The organism is Faecalibacterium sp. i25-0019-C1 (assembly GCF_042854225.1).
GTDB lineage: Bacteria > Bacillota > Clostridia > Oscillospirales > Ruminococcaceae > Faecalibacterium > Faecalibacterium taiwanense.
Map to the genome: position 1 here is coordinate 735813 of NZ_AP031428.1, position 15418 is coordinate 751230.

Below are 15418 nucleotides of genomic sequence, written 5' to 3' on the forward strand. Positions count from 1 at the left end.
CAGATGCTTCGTATCCGGTATTTTTTATTTGAGGTCAAATTTTACGATCACCAGTCGGTACCACAGGTACGGCACCATGTTCCAGATCATCCACAGCTCCATCAGGATGTAGTTGGGCAGATCCTTCAGGCGGAAAGGCCGCTTGCCCAGCCTGCCGCTTTTCAGCAGGGCAAAGGCTTCGTGCATCCCCTTGTCCCATGCCTCGCCAAAGCCCTGTTTGTGGAACTTGTAGCACTTGAGCAGGTAGCCCACGGCCAGCGGGATGAAGTTTAAAATCAGCATCAGCAGCGGTTCGTTCTTGAGGGGCAGCAGGATGCTGTTGCGGCCGCTCTGCTGGCTTTTGAAGGCGTTGTACTTCACCGCGCCGGTGCTGGCACCGCAGATGTGGTAGCACTTGGCGGTGGGGCAGAGCAGGTTTTTATAGCCTGCATTGTTGGCGCGCCAGCTCAGGTCCACATCCTCAAAGTAGGCAAAGAAGTTCTCGTCAAAATTGCCGATCTCGTCCAGAATGCTCTTGCGGTAGAGCGCCGCACCGCCGCAGGCCGAGAAGATGCGCTTTTGCCGGGTATAGCGGCTGGCGCGGCGGCCATCGCCGGTCTTGCAGGCAAAGCCCATCCAGGTGACATAATCGCCGGCATCGTCGGCCAGCTCCCGGTCAAAGTGTCGGATCATCAGGCTCTGCACTGCAAAGATTTTCGGGTCGGTCTCAGCGGTGCGGATCAGCTCTTCCAGCCACTGGGGTTCGGCAAAGGCATCGTTGTTGAACAGCACCACATATTCACTGTCCGCCAGCGCAATGCCCTGATTCACTGCATGGGAAAAGCCGGTATTGGTGCCGTTTTCGATGAGGGTGAAATTTTCGCGGCTGCAATAGCTGCGGGCCTGCTCAAGGCTTTCGTCGGTGGAACCGTTGTCCACCACAATGAGCCGGAAGTTCTGTTCGGTCTGGGCATAGACCGACTCGATAGAATCCTTCAGCCAGCCCTTGCCGTTGATATTCGGGATCACGATAGTCGCTTTATACATAAATACTCCTGTATTTCAGTGCAAGTTCACGGGAACAGTATAGCATATCTGCACACAAAAAGAAACCGCATCCCGGCAGGATGCGGCTTCGGCAGGGCAAAAATTATGCGGCAAGGGCTTTCTCGATGTTGGAAAGAATGGTGTCGTGATCCTCGGCGCACACCAGAACCACCTCACCGGTGGGAGCTACGGTGACGGTGGCCGCCTTGGCGACCAGATACTGATCCTCAAGATAGTGCTCCATGGACTGCTGCTCACTCTGCACATAGGCTTCCAGTGCGGCTTTCACGGCATCGGTCTTGCCCTCGGCTGGCTTTACGATGGCAACGGCGTAGCTGCGCACCATCATGGAGGAAACAGAGGCGGCAAAGCTCTCGTAGCTGCCGTCCTCAAGGCCCAGCAGGGGGAACACGATGTCTTTCAGCTCGTCATTCAGCTGGTCGGCCTCATACTCGGCGCTGTAGCCGTCGATGGCGGTGAATTTGCCGTCCTCACCTTTGGTAAAGATCATATCGTATTCGTTGTCCTCGTCGGTGCGGGCATCGTGGATGATCTGGGAGTAGTCCTTCGGGGCGGAAGAGTCGGCCTTGCTGCCGGCAGAGCAGCCCACCAGAGCAAGCAGGCACAGACCGGCAAGCAGGGAAGCAATGATACGTTTCATAAATGAAGTCCTTTCGTGTGTGAAAATCTTCGTGTGAAAGCGGGCGCAGCGGTTTTGAAGCTATTGTGTGCTGTTTTGCGCCTGCTATCCATAATACGAAAGAACACCCCGGCAGAATTGCACCGCAAACGTAACCATTTTATGAACAGCGTTACAGCATAAGGGCATCCAGCTCGCCGTGGTTCACCGGCGTGGAAAGGATGATCTGGGTGCTGGTGGTGCCCAGCTTCTGGAACTGCAGGATCAGGTGTTCCAGCTGGGGCATGCTGCCGCAGCTCACCTTGACAAGGAAGGTGTATGCACCCGTGACGTGGTAGCACTGCAGCACTTCCTTGCTGCTTTGCAGCAGCTCCAGAAAGGCATCCTGCTTGGAAGGTGCTACCGAAAGGCTGATGAGGGCATCCACATACATCCGGTCAGCGGGACGGTTCAGGGTGACGGTGTAGCCGCTGATGATGCCATCCGTTTCCAGCTTGTGAATGCGGCTGGAAACAGCAGGACTGGTCAGCGATACCTGCTCGGCGATCTCCTTGACCGGCATCCGTGCGTTCTTTGCCAGCAGGGAGAGAATCTTACGATCCAGATCATCCATGGGGAATACTCCTTTTTGAAAATATGTTGGATTGTATAAAATTTTTTGAAAGTAAAGTTTTATTGTTGGTGCAAACATACAAAAGCCAAAAAATTTTGCTTTTGCTTTGCTTTGCGTTAATTATATAAAGTTTTATCGAAAAAGTAAAGACTTAATTTAAAGCAAAACCGGAAAATTTTGTTTGACAAGAAAACAAAAAGGGGTATAATACATCATGCAAGGCAGCGCAGCACAGAAAGCGTCTGCCGCTTTGAATTTGAGATTCACCACTTTATATACTTTCCCACCCCTCTATACACAAAAGCCCGCTGCCAGGCGGGTTTTTGTGTTTGTTGGGGATTTTTTCTTTTTGAAAAAAGCAGTGGCAGACAATGTACTCGACCCATAGAGCAGCTGCTTTCGGCTGCGACCCCGCCCGTGAAAATGCAAGCCCGGAAAGTCCGCAGACTTTCCGGGCTTGTTCTATCTCAAAATATTATTCTGCTGATGATAGCCGGAGCACAGCGGAGGCGATTTAGATCGTGTACGCCTATCAGACCAGATACCCTTCAAAGCAGTGCAGGTCTTCCGTCTTGACGATGCCCTCCAGATACAGCCCGTCCTCCCGGTATTCCTCCACCTGCACGCTGCCGCGCTCCCGCATGGGGGCGGCAAGGCCCAGTTTATCGTAGGGCAGCAGCACCTTTAAGGTGTGCACCCGGTCGCTGAGCACCTCGTCCAGCTTTGCCAGCAGGGTGTCCAGACCGTAGCCGGTCTTGGCACTGGTGAGCAGGATGTCCGGGTCAAAGCTCATGGCACCCGGCTTATCGCACTTGTTGTAGACGGTCAGGCGGGGGATGTCCGCACAGTCCAGCCCGTCCAGAACCTCATCCGTGACGGCCAGCTGCTCTTCCCGCTGTTCATCGCCTGCGTCTGCCACACGGATGATCACGTCCGACCATGCCGCTTCTTCCAGCGTGGACTTGAAGGCTTCCACCAGATTGTGGGGCAGGCGGGACACAAAGCCCACCGTGTCCACCAGCAGCACCGCCATGCCGCTGGGCAGTATCAGCTTGCGGCTGGTGGGGTCCAGTGTGGCGAACAGCATGTCCGCTTCGGCTACGCTGGGGCCGCACAGAGCATTCATCAGGCTGGATTTGCCCACGTTGGTATAGCCTACAAGGCTGACCACCGGCATCCCGGTCTTGGCACGGGCCTTGCGGCTCTCGCCCCGGCGCTTTTCCATTTCGGCCAGCTTTTCAGCCAGCGCATCGATGCGGGCATGCACATGACGGCGGTCCAGTTCCAGCTTGGTCTCACCGGCACCGCGGCGGGCACCACCGCCGCCGCCGCCACCGCCGCCCTGACGGCTGAGCGCTTCGCCCATGCCCTGCAGACGGGGCAGGCGGTAGCGCAGAAGGGCCAGTTCGGTCTGCAGCTTGCCCTCGTTGGTGACGGCGCGGCTGCGGAAAATTTCAAGGATCAGCATGGTGCGGTCGATCACTTCCAGTCCGCCCAGCGCATTGGAGATGTTGCGGATCTGGCTGCCGGTCAGTTCACCGTCAAATACGGCGCATTCCGCGCCCAGCGTTTCGGCGGCAAGGGATGCTTCCTCCAGCTTGCCGCTGCCCAGCACGATGCCGGTCTCCGGGGTCTGGCGCTTCTGGGTCACCTGTGCCACGGCTTCCATGTGGTTTGCTTCGCACAGGGCGGAAAGCTCTGCAAGGCTGCGCTCGCAGTCCCACAGGCCCTGATCCAGCGCCAGCAGAATGACCTTCGTCGGGGGTGTTTCTACCAAAATATCGTAAAGTTCGCTCAAAGTAAGTCCTTTCTGTTATATCGTTCTCTTGTCAGCAGATAGCTTCTGCACTCCACCGGTGTGCCGTCAAACTTGTGATCAACGGTGTCGTGGTGGTACACAAAACCGGCTTTTTCCATTACCCGGCCGCTGGCAGGGTTCTCTTTTGCGTGGCAGCAGGTGAGCCAGCCGCCGTCTGTATTCTCAAACCAGTAGGTTACTGCTGCTTTTAAAGCTTCGGTTGCAAAACCATGGTTCCACCAGTGCTTCCCGATGCAGTAGCCTGCTTCCCAGATGCCGTCTGTGCAGTCCTGCTGCGGCCAGAGCGCTTTCTGTGCCGGGTCACCGAGCAGAGCATTGAAGATGCTGATGCTGCCAAACACCTGCCCGGAAGCCTTTTCCACAATGGCCCACTGGTAGTAGTCCGGGTTCGGGTAAAGGGTGGCCCATGCCGCCAGCAGACCTACGGTCTCCAGCGCGTTTTTATGCGGCTCCCACCGCAGAAAGCGGGTCACTTCCGGGTCGGATGCCCAGTTCGTATACATCTGCTCGGCATCCTCGGGCAGAAGCTGGCGCAGGAAAAGCCGGTCGGTCTCAAGCGTTTGCGTTCCGGCATGGCGCATGGCACACACCTCCCCACTTTATAAAGTATGCATAGGATAGCACAAATTTTGCGTTCCTGCAAGCGCCGCCGTGAAAAAACGCTTGACCGGACGGCATTTGTGCATTAAACTGAAAGCCAAGCGTTTTTGTAGGAAAAAGGAGAACTCCCTCATGAAGGATGTGCGTGAAATTTTAAAAAAGCGCCCGCTGCTGTTCGATGGCGGCATGGGTACATATTATAAGGCAAAGCCCGGGCAGGAATGTGAGCAGGCAAACCTGCTGGACCCGGACGGCATTTTGACCGTGCACCGCGCGTATCTGGAAGCGGGTGCCGATGCTATCAAGACCAACACCTTCGGCCTGCCGCGCATGGCAGCAGCGCAGAACCCCATGTGGGAGGCCATGGCGGACGAAGGCTGGAAACTGGCTGCACAGGCCGCTGCAAAGACCAGCGCTGCCGTGTTTGCCGATCTTGGCCCGGCCCCGGACACCGAGGCACTCCCGGCGGCACAGATCTATACGGCCCTTGCCGAGCGGTTTGCCGCATTGGGTGCAAAGAACTTTTTGTTTGAGACGCTGAGCAGCGATGCCGGTGTGGCCGAAGCCGCGCGGCAGATCAAAGAAGCAGTGCCGGATGCCTTTGTGCTGGTGTCCTTTGCAGTGCTGCCGGACGGCTACACTCGCGAGGGCCGTCACTGCGCAGAGCTTGTGCGCAGCATGACTGCCTGCGGTGCAGTGGATGCTGTGGGCCTGAACTGCGTTTCTGCTCCCGGTGCCATGCGTGCGCTGGTGCAGCAGCTTGGCGAGACAAAGCTGCCGCTTGCAGTGATGCCCAACGCGGGCTACCCGGTGGTCACACGCACCCGGGTGCAGTATCAGGGCAGGCCGGAATATTTTGCACGGGAGCTGGCCCGCCTTGCTGCCGAGGGTGTGCGCATTCTGGGCGGCTGCTGCGGCACTACGCCTGCCCACATTGCGGCCCTGCGTGCGGCACTGGATGCCTTGCCGGAAACACTGCCTGCAGCCCCGGCAGCAGCAGTCTCCACTGCCGCAAAGCCGGAGGTGGAAAAAGACGATGCCTTCCTGCGCAAGCTGAACGCGGGCAAAAAGGTGATCGCCATTGAGCTGGACAGCCCCAAGGATGCCGACCTGACCGGCTATCTGGACGGTGCACGCCGCCTGCAGGCTGCTGGTGCAGATCTTTTGACCATTGCGGACTGTCCCATTGCCCGGGCACGGATGGATTCTTCGCTGGTGGCCTGCCGGGTGCACCGGGAGCTGGGGCTGAACGTGCTGCCCCACATGACCTGCCGCGACCGCAATCTGAACGCCACAAAGGCCCTGCTGCTGGGCCTGTACGCCGAGGGCGTGCGGGAGGTGCTGGCCATCACCGGCGACCCCATCCCCACCGCGGAGCGGGACGAGGTGAAAAACGTGTACCAGTTCAACTCCCGCAAGCTGGCGCAGTACATCGTCTCGCTGGCAGGCGAGGGCCGGGAGATGCCCTCGCCCCTCACCGTGTTCGGTGCGCTGAACCTGAACGCCCGCAACTTTGATGTGGAGCTGCGCCGCGCACAGGAAAAGCTGCAAAATGGCATGAGCGGCTTCCTTACCCAGCCGGTGGTGAACCTGAAAAAGACCCGCGAAACACTGGGCGAAAAGGCGAAAATTCTGGCCGGTATCATGCCGGTGGTGAGCCAGCGCAACGCCGTCTTTATGGAGAACGAGGTCAACGGCATCCATGTGGATGCTGAGATCATCGAGCGCTTTGCCGGGCTGGACCGTGCGCAGGGCGAAGAGCTGGGGCTGGAAGTCTCGGTGAAGGCCGCGCAGGCCGCAGCGCCCTATGCAGACGGCTTTTACCTGATGACCCCCTTCAACCGCATCGCCCTGATGGAGCGGCTCATTGCAAGGCTGAAGGATGAAGGAATCGCGGATTGAAAATGGCCGATGCGTTTGCTCTGGCCATTGATAGCGGAAAAAATATTTTTTATATTTGCGTTTGTCGTGGCCTGTGGGCCACTCCAAACGCGCTTTCACGAATAAGGCCCAAACCGTAAGATGCATCGGGATAAATTCTTTTGAAGAAAAAGTAATTGACAAATCGCACAAAAAACGCTATATTCTTTTTATAAATGCGTTGAAGAAGAGTGTGCACTGCATTTGCCGTTCAGAGAGCCGGGGGCTGCTGAAAACCCGGTATGGCCCGGCGGTGTGCTGTCACTTTGGAGCAGGAGCGGTGAGCTGAAGAGTAAGCCGCTCTCGGAGCTGTCCCACGTTACCGGGGCATCAAGGGGCGCAGGATGCTCTGCGCAATTTGGGTGGTACCGCGGTTATTACAGCCGTCCCATGGAACGTTCCGTGGGACGGCTTTTTTCGTCCCACTTCATCATTTTTTACTGGGAGGACCCTATGAAAGAACTTGCAAAACAGTATGATCCCAGCCAGGTGGAAGACCGCATCTACCAGTTCTGGCTGGACGGCGGCTACTTCCACACGAAGGCAGACCCCGACAAGAAACCCTACACCATCGTCATGCCGCCACCGAACGTCACCGGTCAGCTGCACATGGGCCATGCGGTGGATAACACCATGCAGGACATCCTCATCCGCACCAAGCGGATGCAGGGCTATGCCGCCCTGTGGGTGCCCGGTACCGACCATGCATCCATCGCTACCGAAGCCAAGGTGGTGGAGGCCATGCGTGCCGAGGGCCTGACCAAGGAGATGGTGGGCCGCGATGGTTTTCTGGACCGTGCATGGGCATGGAAGACCAAGTACGGCAACCGCATCGTCAGCCAGCTGAAGAAGCTGGGCAGCAGCTGCGACTGGGATCGTGAGCGCTTTACTATGGACGAGGGCTGCTCCGAGGCTGTCAAGGAAGTGTTCGTGCGCCTGTACGACAAGGGCCTGATCTACCGCGGCAACCGCATGGTCAACTGGTGCCCCCACTGCAACACCTCCATTTCTGATGCCGAGGTGGAGTACGAGGAGAAGGATGGCAGCTTCTGGCACCTGCTGTACCCGGTCAAGGAGACCGGCGAGATGCTGGAGCTGGCTACTACCCGTCCCGAGACCATGCTGGGCGATACCGCTGTTGCCATCAACGGCGATGACCCCCGCTATGCCCATCTGCACGGCTGCCATGTGGTGCTGCCCCTGCTGAACAAGGAGATCCCCATTGTGTGCGACGAGCACGCCGACATGACCAAGGGCACCGGTGTGGTCAAGATCACCCCCGCCCACGACCCCAACGACTTTGAAGTGGGCCTGCGCCACGACCTGCCCATCGTGCGCGTGTTCACCTACGACGGCCACATGACCGGTGCTGCCGACAAGGCTGCTGCCGATGCCCTGTTCGCCGCCGGCAAGAACGCCATCAATGAGCCGGAGGTGCTGGACTGCGGCAAGTACGCCGGCATGACCACCCTCGAGGCCCGCAAGGCCATTCTGGCCGATCTGGAAGCAGGCGGCTTCCTGAAGGAGATCGAGCCCCTCAAGCACGAGGTTGGCACCTGCTACCGCTGCCACTCCACCATCGAGCCCATGGTGTCCAAGCAGTGGTTCGTCAAGATGGAGCCGCTGGCAAAGCCTGCCATCGAGAGCGTGGAAAAGGGCGAGATCAAGTTCGTGCCCGAGCGCTTCACCAAGAACTATATGAACTGGATGAAGAACACCCGCGACTGGTGCATCAGCCGTCAGCTGTGGTGGGGCCATCAGATCCCGGCATGGTACTGCGACGACTGCGGCGAGACCGTGGTGGCAAAGTCCGCTCCCTGCGCCTGCCCCAAGTGCGGCAGCGCAAAGCTGACCCAGGACCCCGATACGCTGGATACCTGGTTCTCCTCCGCTCTGTGGCCCTTCAGCACGCTGGGCTGGCCCAATGAAGAGAGCGAAGACCTCAAGTATTTCTACCCCACCAACACCCTTGTTACCGGCTACGATATCATCGGCTTCTGGGTCAGCCGCATGATCTTCTCCGGTCTGGCCTACACCGGCAAGGCACCCTTCAGCACTGTCTGCATCCACGGTATCGTGCGCGACAGTCAGGGCCGCAAGATGTCCAAGAGTCTGGGCAACGGCATCGACCCGCTGGAAGTCATTGCCCAGTACGGCGCAGATGCCCTGCGCTTTATGCTGGTGGATGGCTCCACCCCGGGCAACGACATGCGTTATATCGAAAAGAAGGTGGAGGCTGCCCGCAACTTTGCCAATAAGCTGTGGAATGCTACCCGCTTTGTGCTGATGAACCTGCCCGAGGACTTTACCCCGGGCCTGCCCAGTGAGGACAAGCTGGATATGAGCGACAAGTGGGTGCTCACCAAGCTGAATCAGGTGGCCGGTGCCATGACCGACAACCTCGACCACTACGAGATGGGTCTGGCCGCCGCCAAGATCAACAGCTTTATCTGGGATGTCTACTGTGACTGGTTCATCGAGATCGCAAAGCCCCGCCTGAACTCCGGAGATGCCGAGCAGGCCGACACCGCCCGCCGTGTGCTGGTGTATGTGCTGGACAAGGCCCTCAAGCTGCTGCATCCCTTCATGCCCTTCATCACCGAGGAGCTGTATCAGGCTCTGCCCGGCTCTGCCGAGACCATCATGACCCAGAGCTGGCCCACCTTTGACGAAGCTCACAACTGGGCTGACGAAGAGGAAGCCTTTGAAAAGGTCATGGACTACATCAAGGCCGTGCGTACCATGCGCACCGAGATGAATGTCCACCCCGCCAAAAAGACCAGCATGATCATCGAGACCGCCGACGCAGCACCCTTCCAGAAGGCACAGGTCTATCTGGCAAAGTTCGCCTTTGCCACCGACGTGACCTTTACCGAGAAGTACGAGGGCAGCACCGACGGCATGGTGCAGGTGTCCACCCACGCCGCCCGCGGCTTCATCCCCATGATGGAGCTGATCGACCGCGACAAGGAACTGGCCCGCCTGAACAAGGAAAAGGCCAAGGCCGAAAAGGAAATGGCCATGTTCGCGAACCAGCTGAACAACCCCAAGTTCGTGGAGCGCGCCCCGGCGGCACTGGTGGAGGATATCCGCAATAAGTACGCCAAGAGCCAGGATAAGCTGGCCAACATCGAGCAGAGCATCAAGGCTCTGGGCTGATTTGAGCGGGGAATATAACAGCAGCGCACAGCGCACTTCGCCGTGGGTGACCGCAGGGCGGGTGATCTTTACCCTTGCTCTCATCAGCTGCATCGCGTTCATCTTTTCCAATTCCATGAAGATCGCCTCGGTGTCTACTGTGTCCAGCAGCCGGGTGCTCACTCTGCTGCAGGCGGCTCTGCGCCGTCTGGGCCATCCGGCCCTTGCCCAGCGCCTGACCGACCACATCGTGCGCAAGCTGGCACACTTCTGCGAGTATATGCTGGAGGGCTTTCTGCTCATGCTGTGTATGCGGGTGTATACCCGGCAGTATATCTGGCACATCAGCGTGCCCATGCTGGGCGGCGTGCTCACTGCGCTGACTGATGAGACCATCCAGATCTTTTCGCCCGGACGCAGCAGTCAGGTCACCGATGTGTGGCTGGATTCAGCCGGTGTTCTGGCGGGCATCCTTACGGCGCTGGTGCTCATGGCGCTGTGCAGATTGTTGTTCAACCATCGTAATAAGGAGTAACCAATGACCATCGAACAGGCAAATCAGTATTTTGCCGCCCTGCCGGACGGTTTTGCCTCCACCGAACAGCTGCGCGCCGCGTTCACCGCGCCGGTGCAGAAGGTGCAGTTCGTGGGCGTGGCAGGCACGGCAGGCAAGACCGTGACGGCCCGTCTGCTGGCGGCCATCCTGCACGCACAGGGGATCCATGCAGGCCTGTACCATGCCGGGTGCCGCCCGCTGTCGGAGCGCATCTGCATCGATGATGCCCCGGTGGACGAGGGCCTGCTGGCTCTGACTGCGGATGCCCTTTCCGCAGCCGAAGCCCTGCCGCAGGATGCAGCGGAGCTGGCCGCTGCGGCCAACTGCTTTGGCGCAGCGGGCTGCACGCTGGCCGTGGTGGAACTGCCGGATGCGGGCCTTGCGGAAGCGCTGCCCGGCATGCCGGTGTGCGCCGTCACCTCGGTCGGCCCGGACGGTGTGAGCCGCTCGGTGGAGCGCCTTGCGGCTTTGGCAGCAGGTGTCATGCGCAAGGAAAGCATCTGCGTCACCGCGCCGGAGCAGCCCAAGTCTGTGCTCAGCGAGCTGATCGTGGCCGCAGGTAAGTGCGGCTGCGAGCTGGTGGTGCCGGACCCGGAGGATATCACCTTTCTGGAGGCAGAAAAGTTTGCCAGCAAGGTGGACTACGGCGGATATACCGTGCCGCTGGCTTTTCTGGGCCGTCATGCGGCGGGCAGCGCTGCCATGGCTGTGGAGCTTTCGCTGGCGCTGTGCCGCAAGGGCTTTGATATTACCGACGATGCCATTCTGGAAGGTCTGGCTGCGGTGGAGAACCGCAGCAGCATCCGGGTCATCTCGCAGCGCCCACTCATCATTCTGGATGCCTGCCGCACCCCGCAGCAGGCAGCAGCCTTGCTGCGTGTGCTCAACATGGCCAAGGTGCGCCATATGAGCGCCATCATCGGTCTGGCAGAGGAGGAGGGAGCCGAAGCGTTCTTCTCCGCACTGGAGACCGGCCTGACCCCTGAAGAGCAGAAAAAGGATAAGTCCACCATGCCCGGCATGAGTGAGAACCCCTTTGATAAGGTGTATCTTGTCACCCCGGCAGGCGGCGATGACGAGATGACGGCCCGTTTGACCGAAAAGGCAAAGTATCATTTTGATGCCGAGATGTGCACCAGCATTGCCGAAGCAGTGGAGTTGGCTCATGCCAACACCCGCCGCGGCCTGCTGGTCTGCGGCGGTGAAGCTGCCGCGCTGGAAGCGGCCGAACTGCTGGTGAACAGCTGAGCCGACACGCTTCCCTAAAAAATAAACGAAAGATCCCGTACACTGAAACCATGTGTACGGGATCTTTTTATTTTTGGCAAAGGAGATGGACAAACCATGGCAACGGTAAGCTTCAGCCCGGCGGGCGATGTGCTTTATGCCTACCTTGCGGGCGAGATCGATCACGATGCGGCGCAAAGCCTGCGCATCCAGCTGGATGATGCACTGGTCAGCCGTGCCCCGCAGACCATGATCCTGGATTTTGGCGGGGTCGGATTTATGGATTCATCCGGTGTAGGGCTGATCCTGGGGCGGCAGCGCATTGCCCGCACACTGGGCACGGCACTGCGGGTGCAGCACACACCGTCCCAGCTGGAAAAGGTACTGCAGCTGGCGCGCATCCCCTGCACGGATGCAGGACAGAAGGAGGAATAAACCATGAAAGCGGAAAACACAACAAAGATCCAGTTTGATTCCCTCAGCGTGAACGAAAGCTACGCCCGGGGCGCAGCAGCGGCCTTTCTTGCCCGGTACGACCCCACCGTGCCGCAGCTGGCCGATATCAAAACGGCAGTGTCTGAGGCGGTGACCAACTGCATCGTCCATGCCTACCCGGACCACATCGGGCCGGTGGCCATGAGCATTGCAGTCTATCCCGGGCGGGAGGTGCACATCACGGTGGCAGATAAGGGCATCGGCATCCCGGATATCCCGCAGGCCATGGAACCGCTGTTCACCACCGGAAACCCGGAGGAACGCTCCGGGCTGGGCTTTGCGGTGATGCAGAGCTTTATGGATAAGGTCAAGGTCATCTCAAAGCCCGGCAAGGGTACAAAGGTGCTGCTCATCAAGCGTCTGGCCCAGAGAGAATGATACATAACAGGAAAGGCAGGCAGGAGCATGGTATCGGATAAGACCCGGCGGGACGCATTCATTGAGCAGAATCTGGGGCTGGTGCACGCCTGCGCCGGGCGCTTCCGCGGGCGGGGCATAGAGTACGATGACCTGTACAGTGCCGGATGCATGGGACTTGTAAAAGCCTGCGATAATTTTGATGAGAGTCGCGGCGTATGCTTTTCTACCTATGCAGTGCCGGTAATTTTAGGCGAGATCAAAAAGCTGTTCCGGGACAGCGGCACAGTCAAGGTGAGCCGCTCCTTAAAAGAATTAGGGATGCGCGTACAGGCGGCACGGGAGCATCACATGAAAGTGTGCGGTACGGAGCCGACCCTTTCTCAGCTGGCGGAAGAATTGAATGAACCTACAGAGAACATCACACTTGCCATTCAGGCGGCACAGCCTGCCATGAGCCTGACCCCGGAAAATGAAGAAGAGAACCGGCAGATGGATATTCCAGTAGAATCCCCGGAAGAAGCATTGGCAGAACGTATCAGTCTGGAAGAGGTGCTTCACGCTTTGCCGGAACAGGACAGGCAATTGATCCGCCTGCGGTTTTATGGCAACAAGACCCAGAGTGAAACTGCAAAGGTGCTGCATACCACACAGGTGCAGATCTCCCGGCGGGAACGCAAGATACTGGTACAGCTGCGCCGCCGACTTTTAGAAGATTAGATGTCATACTTTCCAGATTAAAAGGAAAAAACTGGGCAAAAAGCCAAAAGCCGGATTTTTGCGAAAAATATGAAGAAAATGCTTGCTTTTTGCAAAAGGCTGTGCTAAAATACATTACTGTCAGGCGGACATCCGACAGAATGAAACACTTCAGAAGGAACGTCCTAACGTGAAGAATCGATGAGCTTCCACAAGAAACTCAAAAATAATTCAAAAAAGTGCTTGACAACTTATCACGAAAGTGATAAAATAAATAAGCTTTCAGCCACAAGGCTGAGGCGCTACAGGACCTTGAAAATTGAACAATATCGAAAAACTTGTAAGGAACCTTTTAAGTGTTTGGAAAAACACTAAAAACAATTCCAAAAGTAATTCACACAGGACGCAAGCGATTGCGTGCTGAGCGAACAAGATTTAACACTTTTAAGTGATAAATATCATTTATAAAGAGTTTGATCCTGGCTCAGGACGAACGCTGGCGGCGCGCCTAACACATGCAAGTCGAACGAGCGAGAGAGAGCTTGCTTTCTCGAGCGAGTGGCGAACGGGTGAGTAACGCGTGAGGAATCTGCCTCAAAGAGGGGGACAACAGTTGGAAACGACTGCTAATACCGCATAAGCCCACGGTGCCGCATGGCACAGAGGGAAAAGGAGTAATCCGCTTTGAGATGGCCTCGCGTCCGATTAGCTAGTTGGTGAGGTAACGGCCCACCAAGGCGACGATCGGTAGCCGGACTGAGAGGTTGAACGGCCACATTGGGACTGAGACACGGCCCAGACTCCTACGGGAGGCAGCAGTGGGGAATATTGCACAATGGGGGAAACCCTGATGCAGCGACGCCGCGTGGAGGAAGAAGGTCTTCGGATTGTAAACTCCTGTTGTTGGGGAAGATAATGACGGTACCCAACAAGGAAGTGACGGCTAACTACGTGCCAGCAGCCGCGGTAAAACGTAGGTCACAAGCGTTGTCCGGAATTACTGGGTGTAAAGGGAGCGCAGGCGGGAAGACAAGTTGGAAGTGAAATCTATGGGCTCAACCCATAAACTGCTTTCAAAACTGTTTTTCTTGAGTAGTGCAGAGGTAGGCGGAATTCCCGGTGTAGCGGTGGAATGCGTAGATATCGGGAGGAACACCAGTGGCGAAGGCGGCCTACTGGGCACCAACTGACGCTGAGGCTCGAAAGTGTGGGTAGCAAACAGGATTAGATACCCTGGTAGTCCACACCGTAAACGATGATTACTAGGTGTTGGAGGATTGACCCCTTCAGTGCCGCAGTTAACACAATAAGTAATCCACCTGGGGAGTACGACCGCAAGGTTGAAACTCAAAGGAATTGACGGGGGCCCGCACAAGCAGTGGAGTATGTGGTTTAATTCGACGCAACGCGAAGAACCTTACCAAGTCTTGACATCCCTTGACAGACATAGAAATATGTAATCTCTTCGGAGCAAGGAGACAGGTGGTGCATGGTTGTCGTCAGCTCGTGTCGTGAGATGTTGGGTTAAGTCCCGCAACGAGCGCAACCCTTATGGTCAGTTACTACGCAAGAGGACTCTGGCCAGACTGCCGTTGACAAAACGGAGGAAGGTGGGGATGACGTCAAATCATCATGCCCTTTATGACTTGGGCTACACACGTACTACAATGGCGTTAAACAAAGAGAAGCAAGACCGCGAGGTGGAGCAAAACTCAGAAACAACGTCCCAGTTCGGACTGCAGGCTGCAACTCGCCTGCACGAAGTCGGAATTGCTAGTAATCGTGGATCAGCATGCCACGGTGAATACGTTCCCGGGCCTTGTACACACCGCCCGTCACACCATGAGAGCCGGGGGGACCCGAAGTCGGTAGTCTAACCGCAAGGAGGACGCCGCCGAAGGTAAAACTGGTGATTGGGGTGAAGTCGTAACAAGGTAGCCGTAGGAGAACCTGCGGCTGGATCACCTCCTTTCTAAGGAGTCAGGCAAGGACAGGACATCAAAAGATGGACAGTCCTTGGACAGGTAACAAACAAGTAGAGTAGATATTGTTCGATTTTGAGGGCCCTGAAAAGGGAACTCAATTCCTAATGTGGGGGTTTAGCTCAGCTGGGAGAGCACCTGCTTTGCAAGCAGGGGGTCAAGGGTTCGATTCCCTTAATCTCCACCACATGGGCCAATAGCTCAGCTGGCTAGAGCACACGACTGATAATCGTGAGGTCGATGGTTCGAGTCCATTTTGGCCCACCATGTGATGGAAATCAAAGTACCGGGAGACCGGGCTTTGAGGAACATCACCAAGACGTACCTTGAAAACTGAATAATAACT

At 57.2% G+C, this 15418-nt stretch carries 12 protein-coding genes, 2 tRNA genes, 1 rRNA gene and 1 other annotated feature; of the genes, 10 read left to right on the top strand and 5 right to left on the bottom strand.

Translation table 11 applies throughout. From position 1 onward, the window contains the following. Window positions 1–24 precede the first annotated feature (24 nt). The 5 genes from ACGHUK_RS03585 to ACGHUK_RS03605 all read right to left on the bottom strand — a co-directional run bounded on the left by ACGHUK_RS03585 (window position 25) and on the right by ACGHUK_RS03605 (window position 4679). The gene (locus tag ACGHUK_RS03585; protein WP_005945443.1) at window positions 25–1026 is read right to left on the bottom strand and encodes a glycosyltransferase family 2 protein; all 1002 of its coding nucleotides are present in this window, start codon (window positions 1024–1026) and stop codon (window positions 25–27) included. Window positions 1027–1129: 103 nt separating this feature from the next. Then, the gene (locus tag ACGHUK_RS03590) at window positions 1130–1687 is read right to left on the bottom strand and encodes a DUF4358 domain-containing protein (protein ID WP_154261153.1); all 558 of its coding nucleotides are present in this window, start codon (window positions 1685–1687) and stop codon (window positions 1130–1132) included. A 151-nt stretch (window positions 1688–1838) separates the two neighbouring features. Next, complete coding sequence (locus ACGHUK_RS03595) at window positions 1839–2279, bottom strand: Lrp/AsnC family transcriptional regulator (RefSeq protein WP_005945452.1); 441 nt, start codon at window positions 2277–2279, stop codon at window positions 1839–1841. A gap of 532 nt (window positions 2280–2811) precedes the next feature. After that, on the bottom strand, window positions 2812–4077 hold the full coding sequence (gene hflX, locus ACGHUK_RS03600) for a GTPase HflX (RefSeq protein WP_005945458.1): 1266 nt from the start codon (window positions 4075–4077) through the stop codon (window positions 2812–2814). Continuing rightward, window positions 4074–4679: a GNAT family N-acetyltransferase gene (locus tag ACGHUK_RS03605; RefSeq protein ID WP_371287819.1), complete on the bottom strand. Its 606-nt coding sequence runs from the start codon at window positions 4677–4679 to the stop codon at window positions 4074–4076. Before ACGHUK_RS03605 ends, hflX begins: the two co-directional genes overlap by 4 nt. A 151-nt stretch (window positions 4680–4830) precedes the next feature. Here ACGHUK_RS03605 and ACGHUK_RS03610 point away from each other — a divergent pair, with 151 nt between their 5' ends. From ACGHUK_RS03610 to ACGHUK_RS03655, 10 genes are all read left to right on the top strand, one after another. Next, on the top strand, window positions 4831–6600 hold the full coding sequence (locus ACGHUK_RS03610) for a bifunctional homocysteine S-methyltransferase/methylenetetrahydrofolate reductase (protein ID WP_390575012.1): 1770 nt from the start codon (window positions 4831–4833) through the stop codon (window positions 6598–6600). Between the two features lie 190 nt (window positions 6601–6790). Continuing rightward, window positions 6791–7012: a binding site (T-box leader), on the top strand. Window positions 7013–7071: 59 nt separating this feature from the next. Continuing rightward, a complete protein-coding gene (locus ACGHUK_RS03615) occupies window positions 7072–9777 on the top strand; it encodes a valine--tRNA ligase (protein WP_097780825.1) in 2706 nt (901 codons plus the stop codon). Between the two features lies 1 nt (window position 9778). Continuing rightward, window positions 9779–10291: a VanZ family protein gene (locus ACGHUK_RS03620; RefSeq protein ID WP_242702975.1), complete on the top strand. Its 513-nt coding sequence runs from the start codon at window positions 9779–9781 to the stop codon at window positions 10289–10291. A gap of 3 nt (window positions 10292–10294) precedes the next feature. Continuing rightward, a complete protein-coding gene (locus ACGHUK_RS03625; RefSeq protein ID WP_120121120.1) occupies window positions 10295–11560 on the top strand; it encodes a folylpolyglutamate synthase in 1266 nt (421 codons plus the stop codon). 96 nt (window positions 11561–11656) lie between these two features. Then, window positions 11657–11974 (top strand): STAS domain-containing protein, encoded by a 318-nt coding sequence (locus ACGHUK_RS03630; RefSeq protein WP_005945481.1) that lies wholly within the window; start codon window positions 11657–11659, stop codon window positions 11972–11974. A 3-nt stretch (window positions 11975–11977) separates the two neighbouring features. Continuing rightward, window positions 11978–12412, top strand: coding sequence for an anti-sigma F factor (gene spoIIAB / locus ACGHUK_RS03635; RefSeq protein WP_005945484.1), 435 nt, complete (start codon window positions 11978–11980; stop codon window positions 12410–12412). A 27-nt stretch (window positions 12413–12439) separates the two neighbouring features. After that, on the top strand, window positions 12440–13111 hold the full coding sequence (locus tag ACGHUK_RS03640) for a sigma-70 family RNA polymerase sigma factor (protein ID WP_390575016.1): 672 nt from the start codon (window positions 12440–12442) through the stop codon (window positions 13109–13111). Between the two features lie 440 nt (window positions 13112–13551). Then, window positions 13552–15062 (top strand): 16S ribosomal RNA (locus ACGHUK_RS03645). A gap of 121 nt (window positions 15063–15183) precedes the next feature. Beyond that, window positions 15184–15259 (top strand) — tRNA-Ala (locus tag ACGHUK_RS03650). Between the two features lie 3 nt (window positions 15260–15262). Beyond that, window positions 15263–15339, top strand: a tRNA-Ile gene (locus ACGHUK_RS03655). The last annotated feature ends 79 nt before the right edge of the window (window positions 15340–15418 follow it).